The organism is Thermoplasmata archaeon (assembly GCA_036395115.1).
GTDB lineage: Archaea > Thermoplasmatota > Thermoplasmata > RBG-16-68-12 > RBG-16-68-12 > RBG-16-68-12.
In genome coordinates this window covers 20,482-40,324 of record DASWDU010000039.1, presented here as the reverse complement: position 1 = coordinate 40,324, position 19,843 = coordinate 20,482, and the positions used below count along the sequence as shown (strand labels likewise).

At 65.8% G+C, this 19,843-nt stretch carries 19 protein-coding genes and 1 tRNA gene; 16 read left to right on the top strand and 4 right to left on the bottom strand.

What is annotated here, in order from left to right:
* Positions 1-58 precede the first annotated feature (58 nt).
* The 8 genes from folP to VF992_09820 all read left to right on the top strand — a co-directional run bounded on the left by folP (position 59) and on the right by VF992_09820 (position 5,546).
* Positions 59-925, top strand: coding sequence for a dihydropteroate synthase (folP, locus tag VF992_09855; protein HEX9341450.1), 867 nt, complete (start codon positions 59-61; stop codon positions 923-925).
* A 152-nt stretch (positions 926-1,077) separates the two neighbouring features.
* A complete protein-coding gene (locus VF992_09850) occupies positions 1,078-2,142 on the top strand; it encodes a formate--phosphoribosylaminoimidazolecarboxamide ligase (protein ID HEX9341449.1) in 1,065 nt (354 codons plus the stop codon).
* 81 nt (positions 2,143-2,223) lie between these two features.
* Entirely contained in the window at positions 2,224-3,066 is an 843-nt protein-coding gene (locus VF992_09845; protein ID HEX9341448.1) for a zinc ribbon domain-containing protein, read from the top strand.
* Between the two features lie 48 nt (positions 3,067-3,114).
* On the top strand, positions 3,115-3,438 hold the full coding sequence (locus tag VF992_09840; protein HEX9341447.1) for an Lrp/AsnC ligand binding domain-containing protein: 324 nt from the start codon (positions 3,115-3,117) through the stop codon (positions 3,436-3,438).
* 30 nt (positions 3,439-3,468) lie between these two features.
* Positions 3,469-3,723, top strand: a complete 255-nt coding sequence (locus VF992_09835) for a UPF0147 family protein (GenBank protein ID HEX9341446.1) — start codon at positions 3,469-3,471, stop codon at positions 3,721-3,723.
* Positions 3,724-3,796: 73 nt separating this feature from the next.
* The gene (locus VF992_09830; protein ID HEX9341445.1) at positions 3,797-4,450 is read left to right on the top strand and encodes a hypothetical protein; all 654 of its coding nucleotides are present in this window, start codon (positions 3,797-3,799) and stop codon (positions 4,448-4,450) included.
* Positions 4,451-4,492: 42 nt separating this feature from the next.
* Positions 4,493-4,563, top strand: a tRNA-Gly gene (locus VF992_09825).
* Between the two features lie 350 nt (positions 4,564-4,913).
* Positions 4,914-5,546 (top strand): MBL fold metallo-hydrolase, encoded by a 633-nt coding sequence (locus tag VF992_09820; protein ID HEX9341444.1) that lies wholly within the window; start codon positions 4,914-4,916, stop codon positions 5,544-5,546.
* A gap of 1 nt (position 5,547) precedes the next feature.
* Here VF992_09820 and VF992_09815 read toward each other — a convergent pair whose 3' ends face one another.
* Complete coding sequence (locus tag VF992_09815) at positions 5,548-7,308, bottom strand: cation:proton antiporter (protein HEX9341443.1); 1,761 nt, start codon at positions 7,306-7,308, stop codon at positions 5,548-5,550.
* Positions 7,309-7,508: 200 nt separating this feature from the next.
* Between VF992_09815 and VF992_09810 the strand changes: the two genes are divergently transcribed.
* On the top strand, positions 7,509-10,319 hold the full coding sequence (locus tag VF992_09810) for an HAD-IC family P-type ATPase (GenBank protein HEX9341442.1): 2,811 nt from the start codon (positions 7,509-7,511) through the stop codon (positions 10,317-10,319).
* Positions 10,295-11,350 carry an RNA 3'-terminal phosphate cyclase gene (gene rtcA, locus VF992_09805; protein ID HEX9341441.1) on the top strand — a complete coding sequence of 352 codons (1,056 nt, stop codon included), beginning with the start codon at positions 10,295-10,297 and terminating at the stop codon, positions 11,348-11,350. The genes VF992_09810 and rtcA overlap by 25 nt, the downstream gene beginning before the upstream one ends.
* On the opposite strand, the gene VF992_09800 is transcribed toward rtcA, so the two are convergent.
* Both VF992_09800 and VF992_09795 read right to left on the bottom strand, forming a co-directional pair.
* A complete protein-coding gene (locus VF992_09800) occupies positions 11,347-12,108 on the bottom strand; it encodes a PAC2 family protein (GenBank protein ID HEX9341440.1) in 762 nt (253 codons plus the stop codon). The two genes, rtcA and VF992_09800, sit on opposite strands and share 4 nt — an antisense overlap.
* A 69-nt stretch (positions 12,109-12,177) precedes the next feature.
* Positions 12,178-12,603, bottom strand: a complete 426-nt coding sequence (locus VF992_09795) for an OsmC family protein (GenBank protein ID HEX9341439.1) — start codon at positions 12,601-12,603, stop codon at positions 12,178-12,180.
* 84 nt (positions 12,604-12,687) lie between these two features.
* Here VF992_09795 and VF992_09790 point away from each other — a divergent pair, with 84 nt between their 5' ends.
* The 6 genes from VF992_09790 to VF992_09765 all read left to right on the top strand — a co-directional run bounded on the left by VF992_09790 (position 12,688) and on the right by VF992_09765 (position 19,600).
* Positions 12,688-13,323, top strand: coding sequence for a 2,5-diamino-6-(ribosylamino)-4(3H)-pyrimidinone 5'-phosphate reductase (locus tag VF992_09790; GenBank protein HEX9341438.1), 636 nt, complete (start codon positions 12,688-12,690; stop codon positions 13,321-13,323).
* Positions 13,320-13,781 (top strand): Mut7-C RNAse domain-containing protein, encoded by a 462-nt coding sequence (locus VF992_09785; protein HEX9341437.1) that lies wholly within the window; start codon positions 13,320-13,322, stop codon positions 13,779-13,781. The genes VF992_09790 and VF992_09785 overlap by 4 nt, the downstream gene beginning before the upstream one ends.
* A gap of 68 nt (positions 13,782-13,849) precedes the next feature.
* The gene (gene carA / locus VF992_09780; protein HEX9341436.1) at positions 13,850-14,932 is read left to right on the top strand and encodes a glutamine-hydrolyzing carbamoyl-phosphate synthase small subunit; all 1,083 of its coding nucleotides are present in this window, start codon (positions 13,850-13,852) and stop codon (positions 14,930-14,932) included.
* Positions 14,933-14,956: 24 nt separating this feature from the next.
* On the top strand, positions 14,957-18,181 hold the full coding sequence (gene carB / locus VF992_09775) for a carbamoyl-phosphate synthase large subunit (protein HEX9341435.1): 3,225 nt from the start codon (positions 14,957-14,959) through the stop codon (positions 18,179-18,181).
* A 24-nt stretch (positions 18,182-18,205) separates the two neighbouring features.
* Complete coding sequence (locus VF992_09770; GenBank protein HEX9341434.1) at positions 18,206-18,619, top strand: DUF131 domain-containing protein; 414 nt, start codon at positions 18,206-18,208, stop codon at positions 18,617-18,619.
* Positions 18,620-18,655: 36 nt separating this feature from the next.
* The gene (locus tag VF992_09765; protein HEX9341433.1) at positions 18,656-19,600 is read left to right on the top strand and encodes a hydroxyacid dehydrogenase; all 945 of its coding nucleotides are present in this window, start codon (positions 18,656-18,658) and stop codon (positions 19,598-19,600) included.
* Here the strand turns inward: VF992_09765 and VF992_09760 are convergent.
* The gene (locus tag VF992_09760) at positions 19,591-19,839 is read right to left on the bottom strand and encodes a hypothetical protein (protein ID HEX9341432.1); all 249 of its coding nucleotides are present in this window, start codon (positions 19,837-19,839) and stop codon (positions 19,591-19,593) included. The genes VF992_09765 and VF992_09760 overlap by 10 nt on opposite strands.
* Between the last annotated feature and the right edge of the window lie 4 nt (positions 19,840-19,843).

Here is a 19,843-nt window from a genome sequence, read left to right as displayed (position 1 = left end):
GACTGCCGGATAATAAAGCTCCGCGCGCGCTGAAATACACCGCGGGCGATGGCGGCACGTGGCGGAGTCCGCGCGCATGTGGCGCCATCGGCTCGGGGAGATCGTGCTCGATCGGACTCACGTGATGGGCGTTCTGAACGTCACGCCGGACTCCTTTTCCGACGGCGGACGCTACTCCGCCCCGGAGGCGGCGATTCAAAGGGCGCTCGACATCGCGGAGCAAGGCGCCTCGATCCTGGATGTTGGCGGAGAATCCACCCGTCCCGGATCGGCGACGGTGCCGGCCGATGAGGAATGGCGACGGGTCGATCCCGTGTTGCAGTCCGTCGTGCGCAAACTCGACATCCCGATTTCGATCGACACGCGGAAACCCGAAATCGCCGCGAAGGCCCTCGAGCGCGGCGCCGCGATCGTGAACGACGTGAGCGGTCTCTCCGATCCGCGCATGGCCCGGGTCATCTCGAGGGCGCGCGCCGGCGCGGTCGTCATGCACATGCAGGGCGTCCCGATGACGATGCAGACGGCGCCCCAGTACGCCGACGTAGTCGGGGAAATCCGGGACCTCCTGGCCGGCCGCGTGAAAGCGGCGATGGAGGACGGCGTCGAACGTCAAGCGATCGCCATCGACCCTGGAGTCGGGTTCGGAAAGTCCGTCGAGCACAACCTCGCCATCCTCAGAAACCTCGACCCGATTGCCGCGCTCGGTCATCCCGTCGTCGTCGGCGTCTCTCGGAAGTCCTTCATCGCCCGCCTGGGGGGCGGCGAGCCGATGCGGGACCGCTTGGCGGGCAGCGTGGCGGCGGCGACCCTGGCGGTGGCTCACGGAGCGCACGTGATCCGTGCCCACGACGTGGCGGATACAGTCCGCGCGATGCGAGTAGCGGATGCGATCCTGGCTTCTCGGCATGGGGTTGGCGAGCCTTAGGCTCGACGTCATCCAGTTGACTCAGCCGAGACTCACGACGATCAATATAGACAGGAGCACGATGCCGAACTTGGCGTTCGAATCCATGTGCCTCTCGAACGATGGCCGCGTGCGCCTTAAACCTTTAATCCCCCGAGGGCATTCGTCGGATAATGGTAAATCGTTCCGCGATTACGTCCATCCTCAAGGAGTACGAGGACCTCGTCGTCGCGACGGTCTGCTCCCATTCGTCCCTGCAGATCTTCCATGGCGCCCGCCAGGAAGGGTTCCGCACGTTGGGGATCGCGATCGGAGAGCGACCGCGATTCTACGATGCGTTCCCGCTCGCGAGGCCGGATGAGTTCCTCCTCGTCGACTCGTACGCCGACATCGTCGACCAAGCGGACGACCTAGTCGCGAAGCAGGTCGTCACCGTCCCGCACGGCTCCTTCGTGGAGTACATGGGCGCGGAGACGTTCGCGAAGCTCCGCATCCCGACGTTCGGGAACCGCGAGGTGCTGCGGTGGGAGACGGATCGAGAGAAGCAGCGGGAATGGCTGACCTCCGCCGGCGTCTCGATGCCGGCGAAGATCGAGCGGCCCCAGGATATCGACCGACCCGTGTTCGTGAAGTACTACGGCGCGAAGGGGGGCCGCGGCGCCTTCATCGCGAAGAACTATGAGGACTTCAAGGAGTCGATCCGGCCGGGCATGAAGTACACGATCCAGGAGTACGTCGTCGGCACGCGGTACTACATCCACTACTTCTACTCGCCCCTGGCGACGACGGGCTACCGGCTCTCGAAGGGCGCCTTGGAGATGCTCGGCGTCGACCGGCGGGACGAGGCGAACATTGACGAGATGTACAAGCTGGGGGCGCAGGAGGCGCTCCGGAAGATCGGCCTCCTTCCGACGTTCGTCGTCACAGGGAACATGCCCGTCGTCCTGCGGGAGTCGCTCCTCCCGAAGGCGTTCGAGATGGGCGAGCGCGCCGTCGAGCGGTCCATCACGCTGTTCGGTGGCATGATCGGACCGTTCTGCCTCGAGACGATTGTCACGGACCGGCTCGAGTTCAAAGTGTTTGAGATTTCCACGCGAATCGTCGCGGGGACGAACCTGTTCATCGCGGGGTCGCCGTACGCGGATTTGGCGGAGCCAGGGATGTCGACGGGCCGCCGAATCGCCCGAGAGATTCGTGTGGCGCAGAAGGAGGGGCGCCTGTCCGAGGTGCTGAGCTGAGCCTCGGGTCCGGAGGAGGAAATCACCTCGGAAAAACGGGTGGAAATGCTTTTATGGGCTCACCGGGCTCGACCGGCCGCGATGGCCGATCCCGGCACGGACCCGATGGTCGCGGTCGCGCTCATCTTGTTCGCGGTCGCCCTGGGTGTCCTCTCGTTCCTCGAGATGCGGTTCTTTCGGAAACGGATGAAAAATCGTCGGCTACGTACGGCGAAGCGGGACGACGAGCTTACCGACGAAGCGCACAATGCTATCGTGACGACGAAAGCGATCCTGTTGGCCATGCAGCGCCAGGGCATCCGGAGCGAGGAATCGGCCGACTGGTTGCGTGAGGCCGAGACAGCCTCCGCGCGCCGGAACTACCGCGTGGCCGTCGACCTCACGGCGAAGGCAAAGCAGCGGCTCCTTGCCCTGAAGTCGGCGCAATCTTCGAAGGGTGACTTGGTGAAGCTCGAGCGGCTCCCGCGCTCCACCTCATCCGAGGAGGTCACGACCAAGGAGCTCATCCAGAAGGAGTTCCCGCCGAACCTCATGCAGTCGAAATTCTCGATTGAGGTCGCCACGACGGCGATCGAGGCCGCCGGCGCGACGGGACGCGATCTCGGGCAGGCGACGCAGCTCTTGGACGCCGCCAAAGCGCGATTCGATGCGAAAGACTACACCGGGTCCCTTGGCCTCGCGCGGCAATCGAAGCGCGCGGCGGATGGCGAATCCGTGGATGTCGCAGCGGCGTTGGCGGCACCTCCGGCGGCTCAGGCCGCGACGAGCGCGTGTCCGAACTGCGGAGCGGCCCTCCACGGAGACGATGCATTCTGCCGGAAGTGCGGCACCCGGCTCGTCGCGAGCGCCTGCGCGTCGTGCGGCGCGAGCCTCGTCGCGGACGACGAATTTTGCCGCAAATGCGGCGCGCCTGTTTCTCGATGAAAGGAACGAGCGGATAAACTTTAATTACCGAGGCCCGCCATCCCTCAGATGATGGCGATAGGAAGCGACATGGAGCAAGCCCTCACCGCCCTCTACGGCGAGGACCAGGTCGCCGCCGTCATCACGCTCAAGGTCGACACGAAAGAGGCGGACCGCATCGCGACGGAGATCTCGAGGTTCGAGGTGATCCAGGACGTCTTCCTGGTCACGGGCGACACGGACATCATCGCGAAGGCCCGTTTCAAGAACTACAAGGGGCTGAAAGATTTCGTGCTTTCGAGCCTCGCTCCGATTTCAGGGATCAAGGACACGAAGACCTTGATGGTCGTCACGACCTACAAGGAAGCGGGACTGCCGAGGGCACCAAGTTGAGGACGACGCTCACAACCGCGAGATGGTCAGATGGACACCGAGGCGAAGCTGAAGCAAATCATGGACGTCCTCGATCAGATCGCGGAGGACACGTCCGTCCCTAGGAACATCCGACGCGGTGCCTCCGAGGCGAAAGCTCGGCTCGCGAAGAAGAACGAGGCCCTCGACTTGCGCGTAACGAGTGCGATCATGATCATGGACGATCTCGCGAACGATCCGAACATCCCGCTCCACGGCCGGACGCTGATCTGGAACGTGATATCGCAGCTCGAGACGGTCCGGTAAGCTTCATCCGGCGCGCCTCCGATGCTCGGTCACGGCCTTCGAGACGACCCTGCTCTTCATCGCGGTTCCCGCGATGGCATTCCTCGTTTGCCTCGTCGCGGTTCGATCGACCGTTGCGATGGCGCCGACGGCGGCTCCCATGCAGAGTAATTGGATATCGCGAAGCCGCTTCGCCGTGTTTGCCGGCATCCTCGCGACTCCCGTTGTGTACGGCTTCGTACTTTGGATGTTGGACCTCGGCTTGGCGGGCGACATCGGCTCCCAATCGGGTTCGCAGGTCGCGCTGTACGATCGACTTCGAACGTGGTGTGGCATCGCCTTCGCGTGGACGGCGGTGGTGACCGTGGGCACGCAATCGCTCGTGGCGGCGCGGCGGTGGCAGCAATACACTGGCTCGGAGTTTGGCCGAGTCCAACCGCTCCTCGTCATTCCCGAACTCGCGGCCCTTTTCGCCCTGATCCTAGTGTTCTTGATTTTCGGAACGATCCGAGGTGCTCTCGCCGGTGGATCGATGACCGAGGCGGCTGTTAACGAGGCTGTCTTCCGATTGTTGGTCTTCTGCCTCGGTGTGGTTGCGATTCCGGTCGGATTGTCCATCTCCAATCGCGTCACCGACCTGCGCGGACGCGGTTTTCTTCACGCGCTCCTGCGGGCAGAACTCGGGGTCGTCGTCCTACTCCTTGCGTTTGCGTGGGCGTACCTTTCGGTCACGGGGCTGGGGTCCTAGCCAAACCGAAAAATACCTCCGCACAACTCTCAACGAACGTCAGCGGGGCTAGTCTAATGGTAGGACAGAAGCTTCCCAAGCTTCTAACGCGGGTTCGATTCCCGCGCCCCGCACTCCGCCGTTTTCGGATCGATCGGAGCGGGTCATGGCGCTTCCGCGCGAGACCGAGATCTCACTTCGGATGGATGTCGAGCCCGACTTGCCAAGCGGTCCGACAGCCGGGACAATTGATCTCGCGCGTCATTGAATCTCCCTGATCCGACAAGCGGAATGTGAAGAACAGCGGGTTATTGCACTTGGGACAGCTGAAGTTGAGGCCGCCGACCGTCATCGAAGCCTCGATGTCCCGGACCGGCTTAAGGCTGCGCTCGACGGGGCGAGTCCGGCACGCCATCTCCGGATCGATTTGCACTCCAAATCTTGCGGCAAGTTTATGAAAGCTCCTCGGGTTGCCCCGCGTGCCATGCTCGTCGAGAAGGTCGTCTCAGCCCCGCTCGACAACAACGCGTACCTCCTCGTGGACGAGAAGAGCAAGCAGGCCGCGGTGGTCGACCCGGCGCTCGGTGGCAATCAGATCCTGGCGAAGGCGGCCGAACTCGACGCAAAGATCGTCTTCATCCTGAACACGCATGGCCACATGGACGCGACCGCGGACGACGCATCGATCCGAACCGCCACGGGCGCGAAGATCGCGATCTTCGAGGTCGACGCCCCGCGCCTCGAGAAGAACGCCCGCGAGACGCGTTGGTTCCTCCCCGCGCCGCCTCCTCCCATCAAAGCCGACCTTCTGTTGAAGGAAGGATCTGAACTCAAACTCGGTGACGTTGCGATCCGCACCCTCCACACGCCGGGACACACGGAAGGCGCCGCGTGCTTCTACTTCGAGTCGGCGGGCCTCCTGTTCACGGGCGACACGCTCTACGCCGGCTCCTGCGGCCGCACCGACGTCTTCGGGGGGAGCCCGGCGAAAATGGTCTTCAGCCTGCGGAGGCTCAAGGAGCTGCCGCCGGAGACGCGCGTCTTTCCCGGGCACGGACCCGAGACGACGATCGGGGACGAGACCTGGATCCGTGACCTGACGTATCCGATCGTCTGACTCAACGGCGGCCGCTCGCAGCCCGCCAGCTCCGCGACGGTGGCATGCGTCGCACGAGTCGAACCGGGGCTGGTCGACGGCCGACTCCGAGCCCGAGGCGCCGGTACACCACTTTCATGCTGAATATGACGACGAGGAAGTATGCATACAAGATGAGAAGAGTCGACGGCCAGTAGTACTGCCACAGGATTGCGACGAGCCCGACGACTGCGAGCGCCCCGACCACGATTCGGAGGACGAACGCCTCGATCGCGGATCGGCTGAACGGCCCTCCGTCCACCCCGTAGTTCGTGTGCCGCACGGGATCGCGGAAGGCGTGCCGCGTCGAGGCCCACACCGCGAACACGAGGACCGGCGTGAAGATCGACATCGCCAGGTGCGCCATGCCGGTCGTCACGGTCAGGTCGATGATCCATGCGGCGTACACGATGATCGACGCCTGGAAAAGCCGCTTCCGTCGGTAGATCGGAAGGAAGTTGGGCATGATGACGGTCTTCAGAGTCCTCTTGACGAGTTCCGCGCCGAACGTGATCGACTTCGGCAGACGCCGCGTGAAGAAGTCCGCGATTCGGTCCGATCGGATCATGAGCATGGGAGCGAGGGAACTCATCACGATGCAGAGGATTCCCGCGAATGGCGTCAGGTATCGACCGGCGTAGTCGTTCGGCAGCTGGCCGTTCGCCCGGATTGCGCGGGCCCCCACCGTCGCGTAGAGGATCGCCTCCTCGTTCCGGGCCACGAGGCTCGTGCCGATCGCGGTCGAGGCGCGCCCGGAAAAACCGATGAAATAGGCGAGAGATGCCGTGAGGAAGAGGTCGTTCAGCAGGATGAGCGGGACCGCGATGACGAGCATCGGCAAGACGGATCCGAGCGATCCGGGGTCGATCAGCATGCCGAAACTCAGGAAGAAGATCGCGACGAACGCGTCACGGATCGACTCCATCTTGACCTTCATCCGGCCCGCGATCCGGGTGTCGGCGAAAACCATGCCCATGAAGAACGCGCCCACGATGGCGGGGATGCGGAACGCCTCCGCCAAGGCGCCGGCGAGGAACACCGTGCCGAGGGCGAAGAGGACGAACAGCTCCTCGCTCCGGATCCGCGCGAAGAGCGCGGCCGTCCGCGGCACGACGACCGCTGCGAGCAGCGCGAAGAACCCGATGAAGATGCCCACCCCCGCGAACAGCGCGGGCACGTTCACCGGCGTCTCCGAGGGCACGATCATCCCGTTGACGATCGTCAGGAGGAACATGGACAGGAACGACTCGAGGATGACCATTCCGAGGAGGAATTCCGTCTCCTTGTTGCCGAGGCGCTTGAGGTCGATCAGCGACTTCGCCGTGATCGCGGAGCTCGACATGCTGACGACCCCCGCCATGAAGATCGTGTCGATCAGGGGCCATCCGAGCCACGCCCCGATGACGAAACCCGCGAACATGTTCACGGCGAGGTTCGTGACCGCGAGGATCGCGGCGGCCTCCTTGGTCTTCATCAGCTTCGTGATGCTGAACTCGAGCCCGACGAAGAAGAGGAGGAGCACGAGCCCGATCTGGGAGATGTTCTGGAGGAAGGTGCTGTCTCCCAAGACGCCGTCGTAGGACCATCCGAAGACGCGGAGGTGGATGTTGGGCCCAATCAGGATGCCGGCGATGATGTAGCCGATGACCACGGGCACGCGGGCTCGCGACGCGAGCGCCGCGCCGAGGAACCCAACGGTCGCGATGACCCCGATGTCGAACATGATCGACGCGGTCTCGACCACGCCTCATCCTCCGCAAGATGCGGGCCGTGCGAGCGTCCACGCTGACGTCCGTCGCCCGAGAACCGAAGTTCCCATCCCGACCGCCGGATCGGGCCCAGGCTACTAATAGCTGCTGTCAAGGCGACGGGGTCGGACGACTCGATGTGGTCTGAGGGTTGTCCGAGAAGAGGTTTATTACGAGTGCGAATGTTCCGCGCGCGATGGCGGACGACTGGCACGCCCTCGGGGCGGAAGCCGTCCTCCAGCGGTTGGACGCCTCCCCCCTCGGTCTCACGAGCCACGAGGCCGCCGAGCGGCTCGCACGCGTCGGACCTAACGAGCTCGTTCAGACGGCACGGATCAGTCCGCTCCGTATTCTCGTGAGCCAGTTCACGGACGTCCTCGTGGTCGTTCTGATCATCGCCGCGGTCATTTCCGCGGTCCTCGGGCTTCTGCAAGACGAGACCTCGGACCTCTACGACGCGGTACTCATCATCGCGATCGTGATCATGAACGCCATCCTCGGATTCCGCCAGGAGTACCGCGCGGAGCGTTCTCTTGAGGCGTTGAAGAGCCTCGCGGCCCCGAGGGCCCATGTCCTCCGAGAAGGAGAGACCGTCGCAGTGCCCTCGCGGGAGTTGGTCCCGGGCGAGGTGGTGGTCTTGGCCGCGGGCGACCGCGTGCCCGCCGACGCGCGGCTCCTCGAAGTCGCGAGCCTCCGCGTCAACGAAGCATCCCTCACGGGCGAATCCACGCCGGTGAGCAAGTCGGTGGGCCTGCTGCCCCAGGACACGTTCCTCGGAGACCGCAAGAACATGGTGTTCATGGGGACCGCGGTCGACGGGGGACGCGGCAAGGCCGTCGTGGTCGAGACCGCGATGGGGACCGAGCTCGGGAAGATCGCGGGCCTCGTGCAACGGGAGACGAAAGAAGAGACGCCGCTCCAGAAACAGCTCGACCGGCTCGGCAGGCAGATCGGGATTGCGATTCTGATCGCCGCCGCCTCCATCTTCCTGATCGGGGCGCTCCGCGAACTCGGTGAGCTGGACGTGAACCACATCGAGCTGCTCTTCCTCACGGCCGTCGGATTGTCGGTCGCCGCAATCCCGGAAGGCCTCCCGGCGATCGTGACGATCAGCCTCGCGCTCGGGCTCCAACGGATGATCCGGCGTCACGCGTTAATCCGGAGGCTGCCTGCCGTGGAGGCGCTCGGCGCGGCGTCCGTCATCTGCTCCGACAAGACCGGCACGCTGACGAAGGGGGAGATGAACGTCCGGCTCCTCGTCGCCGGCTCGCGGGAGTACGAAGTGCGCGGCGAGGGGTTCGACCCATCCGGGGACGTCCGCGCCGATGGCAAGAAGGCGGCCCTCTCGGCCCACCCGGATCTCCGCCGATTGCTCGAATGCGGGGTGTTGTGCAACGATGCGGAACTGAAGAAGGACAAGGATCGGTGGATCGTCGCGGGCGACCCGACGGAGGGCGCGCTCCTCGTGGCCGCGGTCCGCGCCGGCCTCGATCCGGATTCGATCCGGTCCGAGATGCCGCGCGTCGCGGAGATCGCCTTCACGTCGGAACGGAAGAAAATGTCGACCCTTCACGCATATCTGTCGGAGCCCGATTTGCAGCAGGTGCTCGCGGTCCCCGAAGGGGAGCGGCACCGAAGTCTCGGCGGCGCAGGGGCGTACTTACACGTCAAGGGGGCGCCCGAGCGAATCCTTGCGGCGTGCGGATACCATCTCGTCGATGGGGAGCGCAAGCCGCTGACCGAGTACGACCGCAAGCAGTATCTGTTCCGGAACCAGGAGTTGGCCACGCGCGCGTTCCGAGTCCTCGGCTTCGCGGTCCGCGAATTTTCCGGAGAAGTCCCGCCGCTGCACGAAGAGGACCTCGAGACGGACCTCACCTTCCTCGGCCTGGCGGGGATGATGGACGCCCCGCGAGCGGACGCGATTGAAGCGATCAAGCGGTGTAACAAGGCGGGGGTCCGCGTCGCCATGATCACGGGGGACCACAAGCTCACGGCGATGGCCGTCGCGCGGGAGATGGGGATCCTCCGGGAGGGAGATCGCGCCCTGACGGGCGAGGAACTCGAGCGGATTCCCGACGAGGAGCTCGTGCGAGACGTGGACCGGATTCGCGTGTACGCCCGAGTGTCGCCCGAGCACAAGATGCGGATCGTGGACGCGTGGAAGAAGGCCGGGCACATCGTCGCGATGACGGGCGATGGCGTCAACGATGCGCCGGCCCTCAAGCGATCGGACCTCGGGGTCGCGATGGGCATCACGGGGACGGACGTCGCGAAGGAGAGCGCGGACATGGTCCTGACGGACGACAACTTCGCGTCGATCGTCGCGGCGATCGAGGAAGGCCGAGGCATCTACGAGAACATCCGCAAGTTCGTCGCCTATCTGCTGTCCGCGAACGCCGGCGAGGTCCTCATCATGTTCATCGCGACCCTCGCCTTGCTGGACCTCCGCTTCCTGCCGTTCTTCGCGCCGGTGCAGCTTCTGTGGATCAACTTGGTCACGGACGGCCTGCCGGCGCTCGCACTCGGAGTGGATCCATATCCGACCGACATTATGGATCGGCCGCCTCGCAATCCGAGGGAGGGCGTGTTGTCTCGGGACATCCTCTTCCTGATCTTCGTCGTCGCGGGGATCCTCACGGTGGGCACCTTGGGGATCTTCTTCCTCGAACTCAACGACGGAGCGGACGTCACTCGGGCCCGGACGGTCGCCTTCACGACCATCGTGTTCTTCGAGCTCTTCCTCGTCTTCGCGATGCGGTCCCCCCGTCAGACCTTGTGGTCCATCGGCCTGTTCACGAACACGAAGCTCATCGTGGCCGTCCTCGCGTCGATGGCGTTGCAGGCCCTGGTGATCTATACGCCATTCCTACAAGGGCCGTTCGGCACGGAGCCCCTGACGGCGTGGGATTGGGCGCGGACGATCCTCATCTCCCTCACGGCCTTCGCCTTCGTCGAAGCCCTGAAGGTCGCACGGAGCCGGTGGTCCAGGTCGTCGCCGCGATGATCGAGATCGACGGCGCCCATGGGGAGGGCGGCGGACAAGTCCTCCGAATGGCGGTCGCCCTCGGCGCGACGCAGTCTATGCCCGTGCGGGTCGCGCGGATTCGAGCGGGTCGGCCGACGCCGGGCCTCGCGCCGCAGCACGTCGCGGCGCTGAAGGCGGTGGCGACGCTCTGCAACGGCGAAATCGACGGCCTCACGGTGGGATCGAAGGAGATCGCGTTTCGGCCCGGAGACCTGGCCGGCGGCCGCCACACGTTCGACGTCGGTACGGCGGGGAGTGTGACCCTCGTCCTGCAGGCATGCCTCCCCGTGGCAGCGGCGGCCCCCGAGACGGTCCGTCTACGAATCCTGGGCGGGACTGACGTTCGATGGTCTCCGCCGGTCGACTATTTTGCGCGCGTGTTCCTGCCGCTCTTGCGGCGGCTCGGCGGACGCGCCGAAATCGAAGTCCTCCGACGCGGGTACTACCCGCGCGGGGGCGGCACGGTCGAAGTTGTGATTGAGCCGACTCGGATCTGGACTCCGTTCGATCTCACCTCGCCCCCCGTCATCCAGTCGGTCCGAGGCATCGCGCACGTCTCGAATCTCGCCGAGGATATCCCGAAGCGCATGAAGCGCGCCGCGATGCGGCGGCTCCGTGTCGTGCCCGACGTCAAGATCGAGGAACGGGTGTATCACGGCGTCGAGGCCGTCGGACAAGGCGGAGCGCTCGTCCTCTGTGCCGATGCCGGTCCAACGGTCCTTGGCGCGGACTCGCTCGCGGAACGGGGCAAGAGCTCCGAGCGGGTGGGAGAGGAAGGGGCGACCGCCCTCGTTGCGGAGATGGAGTCGGGGGCCACGCTTGACGTCCACGCGGCGGACCAGCTCCTCGCGTATCTCGCTCGCGCGGACGGACCCTCCCGCTTCCTCGTGCGGGACGTCTCCGGCCACCTCGAGACCATCGCGTGGCTCTTACCCCAGTTCATCCCGTGCAAGATCGAATTTGCGTCGGTGGGCGCCCTGCGAAAGGTGTCCGTCGAGCCCAATCGCTAACCGTACATGCTCGGTCGCGGCGGCTCGCTGGGCTTCTTGGCGACTTCCGTCTGGTGGTGGATGTTCTTGAGCTGCATCTCGATCCGCTCGGCCTCCTCATAGAGCGGGCGCGCATCGAGCTCCGTGTGCAGGAGCAGCTTGTCGATGACCTCGATTGCCCGCGCGGCCGCGCGAGCGTCCGGGTAATCCGGATGGGCTTCGCTCAGGAGCGTGATCACGTCGAAATCGCGCTTCCGGCCCTCGTTCAGGAGGACCCCGGCGACCCCCGTGATGACGCCCTCCTCGAAGACCGTGATGTTGTTCTTGCGGATCATGTCCATCGCCTTGTCCGTCGACCCGATCCCGTAGACTTCGACGGAGCGGTCCGCTTCCTCCTCCTTCGTATCGACGATCAGTCCCTCCGGGCACACGAGCAGGTTGCACCGCGCGTCCTGCGCCCAGTCGAGGACGGTCGCCGCGATCGCCTTGATCAGGTTCGGCGGCGGCTGGAATTCGGAGATGAACACCACGAGCTGGTCCCGCTCGTCGATCTTCGAACCCGCATAGATCCGGACGGGGTTCATCGGCTGCCCGTCTCGGACGAGGGCGACGGTCGGGAAGTAGATCGAGTCCATGATCCCGATCTGCGTGAGGTTGAGGGCGTTGATCAGGTAGTTTGCCACAATCGAGCTCACGAGTCCCACACTCGGGAACCCGTCGATCACGGTCGCACCGCGAAGGTCCATCCGTTTCAGCTCGTAAATCTGGATGCCTTCCATGGGCGCCGCGGTCCATCCCGGATAGGTTACTTAAAGATACCCGGCACGAGTCCCCGCGCTGAGAACACGTCATCCGGTAGGGAGGATTTCGTGTGTGTTGACGAACTCGACGCCCCCCCGCCGGAGCATCACGCCCACGGAGCAGTACTTCTCGGACGAGAGCTCGATCGCTCGCGCGACCGCGGACTCTCGGATGCCGTTCCCTCGAATCCGGTAATGGAGATGGATCTTCGTGAACACGCGCGGCGGATCTTTCGCCCGCTCTGCATCGGCTTCGATTTCCAGCGACGTGAACGCGACGCGCTCCTTCCGAAGGATGTCGACGACGTCCGACGCGGTACACGCCATCGCTGACAGGAGCGCACCTTGCATCGGGCTCGGTCCGCGGCGGGTCGCCGCCTCTCCCGCGTCGAAGCGGATTTCCGCGCCCCCGTCCGCGCTCGCGCGGAACCGCATGTCGTCTTCGTGCTCGAGATGGGCCTTCGTCCGTACCACCGCGCCGGAGGAAGATGGCCCCGGTAAAAGAAGATTCCATTCGCGCCCGCAAAGTTGTTATGATTCCCCTCCTTCGGTCCCGTCGTGCGGCCTCGCGTGATCGTCAACGCGGCGATGAGCGTCGATGGGAAGATCGCTTTCCGAGACGGCGGGCGGGCGCGCCTGAGCAACGAGGAAGATGTGCAACGGGTGCAGCGTCTCCGGGCTCGGGTCGACGCGATTCTCGTCGGGGTGGGGACGGTCCTGGCGGACGACCCCAAGCTCACCGTCAAGGGCGATATCGCGGCGGATCACCTCCCACTGCGGATCGTCCTCGATTCGAACGGCCGCACGCCGGATGGCGCCCGCGTCCTCGATGGGCGGGCCCCCACGCTCATCGTGACGTCCGAGGGATGCGCTCGGACGTTCGCCCATGCCGAAGTCCTCCGATGCGGGAACGATGCCGTGGACGTCCAGCTCCTGCTGGACCGACTCGGCGGCCGGGGGATCCGCACCGTCTTGGTCGAAGGAGGGAGCACGGTGATCTGGTCGTTCCTCCGGGGAGGCCTTGTGGACGAGCTCAAGGTCTTCGTCGGGAGCTTGGTGCTCGGCGGGCGCTCCGCCCCGACCCTCGCCGGCGGCGAGGGCGCCGCCTCGCTCTCGGAATCGATCCGGCTGGTGCTCGACCGGTCGGAGGGGCTGGGGGATGGCATCTTGCTCGAGTACTCGGTGGTGCGGTGAAGCTACTCTGCGACCACATGCTCGGAAGCCTGGCCCGGTGGTTGCGCTTCATGGGCTACGACACGTCGTACCCGGAACCGGGCCCGGACCGAGCGCTGATCGAGCGGGCGCGCGCGGAAGGCCGGATCCTGCTGACGCGGGACAAGGAGCTCGCGGCCCGCGTGCCCGGCAGCGTGGCGGTCCGATCGGACGTCCTCGAGGAGCAGATCGAGGAGGTCGCCTCCGTGTTGTCGCTCCGCCTCGTCGACCCGCTCTCGCGGTGCTCGCTCTGCAACGAACGCTTGGTGCCGGTGTCCGTCCGCGCGGTGCAAGGCATCGTCCCGGAAGGCGTGCGCTCCCGCCACGACGAATTCTGGCAGTGTCCTTCCTGCCGCCGCGTGTACTGGCAAGGGAGCCATTGGGACAAGATGGTGGAGCGACTGGATCGGCTCGACCTCTCGCGCGCCGAACGGCCGTGACGGTCGGCGCGTCGTCCGCGAGGGAAACCCTCATATGGCGAATCGAAAATGGGGTCGGGGTATAGCGAATGGATGGCGCCCTCGTCCTCGAGGACGGAACGGCGGTTCGAGGGGCCTTTTTCGGCGCACGTAGGCCGGTCTTCGGCGAACTCGTCTTCAACACGAACATGACGGGGTACACCGAAGCCCTCACGGATCCGTCGTACCGCGGTCAGATCCTCATGATGACCTACCCGCTGATCGGGAACTACGGGGTCGATCCCGGCGCGATGGAATCCGAGTCGATCCAGCCGACTGGGTTCGTGGTCAAGGAAGCGTGCGCGGTCCCGAGCCATCCGAAGAGCGCGATGTCCCTCGCCGACTTCCTCCGCGGCCATGAGACGCCCGCCATCGAAGGCGCCGACACGCGCGCCCTGACGATTAAGATCCGTTCCAAGGGGACGATGAAGGCGGCCCTGGTGCCGACGACCGAAGACAGCGCGAAGGTCGCGCGAACCGTACGCGCCACGCCCCATCCGGAGACCCGGAACCTCGTCGCCGAGGTGAGCTCTCCGACCGTCCGACGCTACCCGGGCACAGGCAAACGTACGATCGTCGTCGTGGATTGCGGCGTCAAGCGGAATATCCTCCGGGAGGCCCAGCGCTACGCCGACGTCGTGCGCGTCCCGTACGATGCGACGGCGGACGACATCCTGGCCCTCAAGCCGGACGGCGTGATCCTCTCGAACGGCCCCGGCGATCCGGCCCATCCGGACGTCCTCGCGACGACCGTCGCCGCGACGAAGGACCTGGTCGGCCGCGTCCCGCTCCTCGGCATCTGCCTCGGACACCAGCTCCTCGCCCTCGCCTTCGGCGGACGGACGTTCAAGCTGAAGTTCGGCCACCGGGGGGGCAACCAGCCCGTGAAAGACCTCAAGACGGGCCGCGTCCACATCACCTCCCAGAACCACGGCTTCGCGGTCGATCCGGACTCGCTGCCAACGTCCGAGTTCGAGGTGACCCATCGGAACCTGAACGACGGCACCGTGGAAGGGATGGCCCACCGGCGCCTGCCGATCTTCTCCGTCCAGTACCATCCGGAGGCCCATCCCGGTCCGTGGGACAACGCGTACATCTTCCGGGAGTTCGTCGCGGCGCTCAAGGGGGCCTAGGGACGACCGCGGGGGGTCGCTGGAGTGCCGAAGCGGGAGGACCTTAGGACCGCGATGGTCATCGGCTCCGGTCCAATCGTGATCGGCCAGGCCGCGGAGTTCGACTACTCCGGCTCCCAAGCGTGCCGCTCCCTGCGCGAGGAGGGAGTCCGCGTCGTCCTCGTGAACAGCAACCCGGCGACGATCCAGACGGACCCGGACACGGCGGACGCCGTGTACGTCGAACCGCTAACCGTCGGGTTCCTTGAGAAGATCATCGGGAAGGAGCGGCCCCAGGGAATCTTGAGCGGGATGGGCGGCCAGACCGCCCTGAACCTGTGCAGCGAACTTGCGGAGGCGGGCGTCCTCTCACGATATGGCGTAGAGCTCCTGGGCACCAAGCTCGACGCGATTACCGCCGGGGAGAACCGCGAGCGGTTCGCCGCGTTGATGCGTTCGATCGGCGAGCCAATTCCGCGGAGCCGCGCGGCGTCGGACGTCGAATCCGCTCGGACGTTCGTCGAGGAGATCGGGTGGCCCGTCATCGTGCGGGCGGCCTACACCCTTGGGGGCAGCGGGAGCGGCGTGGCACGCACCCCGGAAGAGCTGGAGGCGATCGTCGCCATGGGCATCGCCTATTCGCGGATCAAGCAGGTCCTCGTCGAGGAGTCCGTCCTCGGGTGGAAGGAGTTCGAGTACGAGGTGATGCGGGACGCCGCGGACAACTGCATCACGATTTGCAGCATGGAGAACCTCGATCCGATGGGGATCCACACGGGCGAATCGATCGTCGTCGCGCCGGCACAGACCCTGAGTGACGTCGACCACCAGACCCTCCGCTCGGCGGCGTTGCGGATCATCCGCGCGCTCGGCGTCGAGGGAGGATGCAACATCCAGTTCGCTGTCCATCCGAAGACCGGCGAGTATCGGGTGATCGAGGTGAACCCGCGCGTCTCCCGGTCCTCCGCCCTCGCCTCGAAGGCCACGGGCTACCCGATCGCCCGGATCGCGGCGAAGATCGCGCTCGGGCTCCGCCTCGACGAGATCCCCAACCCCGTGACGGGCAAGACGCTCGCGTCTTTCGAGCCGACCCTCGACTACGTCGTCACGAAGATCCCCCGCTGGCCGTTCGACAAGTTCCCCACCGTCGACCGTCGCATCGGCACGTCGATGAAGAGCACCGGTGAGGTGATGGCGATCGGCCGGACGTTCGAGGAATCCCTCCTGAAGGCCGTCCGGTCTCTCGAGATTGACCGCGTGGGCCTGGAGCCCCTGCCCTGGACGGACGACGCCTTGCTCCGGGAACTCCGCGAGCCAACCGACCAGCGGCTCTTCGCGATCGCGGAGGCGTTCCGACGCGGCATCGCGCTCGGAAAGGTCGCAACGCTGACGGACTGGGACCCGTTCTTCCTCGAGAAAATCCGTTCCCTCGTCGAGTTCGAGTCCCGCCTCCGCGGCCCTCGCCGCTCCCGGGCGCTCCTGGCGGAGGCGAAGCGCCTCGGGTTCGCGGACGAGGCGATTGCCGCATCCGGGACGGGCTCGGACGAAACGATCCGACGGGCGAGGCCCCGGGTCGCGTACAAGATGGTCGACACGTGCGGCGGCGAGTTCGAGGCCCGGACGCCCTACTATTATTCGACGTACGAGCCCTCGGGAGAATCACGTCGTCTTGCGGGTCGTAAGGTCTTGATAGTGGGCGGCGGCCCGATCCGCATCGGCCAAGGCGTCGAGTTCGACTACTGTTGCGTCCAGGGGATCTTCGCCCTCCGGGAGGAGGGCATCGCCGCGATCATCGCGAACAACAACCCGGAGACGGTCTCGACGGACTTCGATATCTCGAGCCGTCTGTACTTCGAGCCGCTGATCCTCGAGGACGTCCTCAACATCATCGAGGAGGAGCGACCCGAGGGCGTGATCCTCCAGTTCGGCGGGCAGACGTCCATCAACTTGGCCGTGCCTCTCGCGAAGGCGCTCGCGCGACGGAAATCCCGAACGCGGATCCTCGGCACGCCGCCGACCTCGATCGACCTCGCGGAGGACCGCCGGAAGTTCGCGGCCCTCATGCGCCGCCTTGGGATCCTCCAGCCCGACGCGGCCTCGGGCTACAGCTTCGAGGAGGTGCGCCAGCTCGCCGGCCGCATCGGGTATCCGGTCCTCGTCCGGCCCTCGTACGTCCTCGGAGGACGCGGGATGGAAATCGTGCACACGGAGGACGATCTCGCCCGGTTCATGGAGGCCGCGACGCGCGTATCGAAGGACCATCCGGTCCTCGTCGACCGGTACCTCGCGCACGCGACGGAGATCGATGTGGACGTCGTCGCCGACGGTCGGGACGTCCTCATCGGTGGGATCCAAGAGCACATCGAGGAGGCGGGGATCCACTCGGGCGACGCGGCGTGCGTCTTGCCCGCGCAGACCCTCCCCGACCCGATCCTGGCGGACATCCGATCCGTCACGCGGAAAGTCTGCAAGGCGCTCGACGTCGTCGGGCTCATGAACCTCCAGCTCGCGGTGAAGGACGCCGCGGTATACGTCCTCGAGGCGAACCCGCGGGCGAGCCGGACCGTCCCCTACGTCTCGAAGGCGATTGGCATCTCCCTGGCGAAAGTCGCGACGAAGGTGATGCTCGGCCATTCGCTCCGGAGCCTCGGCCTCGTCGGCGAGCCGAAGATCGACCATGTCGCGGTCAAGGCGCCCGTGTTCCCGTTCCAGCGTCTCCCGGGCGTGGACGCGATCCTCGGCCCCGAGATGAAGAGCACGGGAGAGGTGATGGGGATCGATCGGTCGCTCGGCCGGGCGTACTACAAGGCGATGGTCGCCGCGGGAAATCCGCTGCCGACGGACGGCGCGGTGTACGTGACCGTGCGCGACGAGGACAAGCCAGCGATCCTGGGAGTCGCCTCGCGGCTCGTGCAGCAGGGCCTGCGGATCTACGCGACGCGCGGCACGGCGCAGTTCCTCCGGGAACACGGCGTCGAGGCGACGACCGTCTACCGGATCAGCGAGAACCAGTCGCCCGACGCGCTGGGATTGATGCGTCGCGGTGAGATCCGGCTCGTGATCAACACGCCCACCAATTCGACGGGGGCGCGTCGAGACGGCTACATGATGCGTCGGCTCGCGGTCGATTTGAACATCCCGTTCATCTCGACGATCCAGGCCGCCGAGGCCGCGGCCGAGGCGATCGAGGCGTTCCATTCCGGGGAGCTCGATGTGATCCCCCTCGGGTCGTTCGCCTCGACGATGCGCGCGGCGGCGGCAAAGCTTTAGGGGCCGCCACGAATCGGATTGATCGTGCAGCCGATTCGGCTCCTCGGACCGGTGATGCTCGTGGCCGGGCTCGCCTGCCTCGGCCTTGCGGTGGCACGGGGGGAGGCGGCGGTGTCCCTGGTCGTCGTCTTCCCGCTCGTGACCGGGAGCGGCCCTCTGACCTTGGCGGGCATCCTGCTCACGTTCCTGGGGTTCTTCGCCACGTTCCTGTTCTGGCCTGGGCGGCCGGTTGAAATCGTTGCCCCCGAGGGATCGAGTGCTGCCGCGGAGGACTCGTCCGGCCCGGCTCCGACCCGCCGATGGGGTGGCGTCGTGTTCCTCGGTCCCTTCCCGATCGTCTTCGGATCGGACCCACGGATGACTCGAATGATGCTCCTGGTCGGTATCCTGCTGTTCGTCGCCCTTCTCGCACTGGCTCTCTTCGCGCTCCTGGGCTGACGTCTATTTATCGCGCGGTGTCGTTCGGCCGGCCGCATGAACATCCTCGTCGCGGATGGCCTCGATGCGGAGGCGCTCGCCTTCCTGCAGAGGGTCCACGATGTCCACATCGAGGAGGTGGACGCCTCCCGGCTCCTCCAGCTGATCCCGCCGTTCCATGCGCTGATCGTCCGTGGCCGCACGAAGGTCACGACGGAGGTCCTCGTCCGCGGTTCGAATCTGAAGGTCGTGGGTCGGGCGGGCGTCGGGATTGACAACATCGACGTCGAGACCGCAACCGCTCGCAAAATCGTCGTGGTAAACGCGCCGACTGCGAGCACGGTGAGCGTCGCCGAGCTTGCGATCGGGCACATGATTTCCCTCCTTCGGCACCTTCCGCTCGCGGACCGGTCTGTGAGGGAAGGGACGTGGGAAAAGAAAGGGCTCGAAGGCCGCGAGCTTTCGGGAAAGGTCCTAGGGCTCGTCGGTTCCGGCCGGATCGGCGGGGAGGTTGCGAGGCGCGCCCACGCCTTCGGGATGACGGTCATCGCCTTCGATCCATATCTCTCCCTACCGACCGCGGACGGCCTGGGGATTCGGCTCGTCGAAAAGGAGTCGTTGTTTCGCGACGCGGATGTCGTGAGCGTCCACACGGCCCTGACGCCCGAGACGAAAGGCCTCGTGGGCCGGGAGGAACTCGCTCTCATGAAGCGCACGGCCATCATCGTGAACTGTGCCCGGGGGGAAATCGTCCGGGAGGACGCCCTCGCCGATGCGCTCCGGTCCGGGACGATCGCCGGGGCAGCGATCGACGTCTTCGAGAAAGAACCTCCCACCGGAAGCCCGCTTCTCACCGCCCCGCACGTCGTGTTCTCGCCGCATCTCGGCGCGTCGACGGAGGAGGCGCAGGCGCGCGCGGGAGCGATCATCGCGGACCAAGTGCTCAAGGCGCTGGAGGGAAAACGCGCGGAGTATTGTGTGAATCCAAACGTCTACGTCTGATTTGCGAGTGCGTGAGCCGCGTCTCGGAGATCGGTCCCGTGTAGACGGCCATATTCCCGCACCTCGGCGATGATTGCGGCGTACTGGGCATAGTCGCCGCCGAGGTGGCGCACCGCGCGACCGAGCGCCTTCTCGAACGCTTCCCCGTGACGAGTCTTCAGCGCCTCCTTGAGGACGCGCGCCCGGGCCGCGGGATCCATCGCGATGTTGCGCAAGGCGCGCAGGAATAAAGTCCGCACGGTC

Bases quoted from the DNA above. Each gene is read 5' to 3' on its own strand.
- VF992_09845 (HEX9341448.1), top strand. From the start codon at position 2,224: ATGGCCGATCCCGGCACGGACCCGATGGTCGCGGTCGCGCTCATCTTG.
- VF992_09800 (HEX9341440.1), bottom strand. From the start codon at position 12,108: ATGGAAGGCATCCAGATTTACGAGCTGAAACGGATGGACCTTCGCGGT.
- VF992_09820 (HEX9341444.1), top strand. From the start codon at position 4,914: ATGCTCGTCGAGAAGGTCGTCTCAGCCCCGCTCGACAACAACGCGTAC.
- VF992_09765 (HEX9341433.1), top strand. From the start codon at position 18,656: ATGAACATCCTCGTCGCGGATGGCCTCGATGCGGAGGCGCTCGCCTTC.
- VF992_09850 (HEX9341449.1), top strand. From the start codon at position 1,078: ATGGTAAATCGTTCCGCGATTACGTCCATCCTCAAGGAGTACGAGGAC.
- carA (HEX9341436.1), top strand. From the start codon at position 13,850: ATGGATGGCGCCCTCGTCCTCGAGGACGGAACGGCGGTTCGAGGGGCC.
- VF992_09835 (HEX9341446.1), top strand. From the start codon at position 3,469: ATGGACACCGAGGCGAAGCTGAAGCAAATCATGGACGTCCTCGATCAG.
- VF992_09830 (HEX9341445.1), top strand. From the start codon at position 3,797: ATGGCATTCCTCGTTTGCCTCGTCGCGGTTCGATCGACCGTTGCGATG.
- VF992_09810 (HEX9341442.1), top strand. From the start codon at position 7,509: ATGGCGGACGACTGGCACGCCCTCGGGGCGGAAGCCGTCCTCCAGCGG.
- VF992_09840 (HEX9341447.1), top strand. From the start codon at position 3,115: ATGATGGCGATAGGAAGCGACATGGAGCAAGCCCTCACCGCCCTCTAC.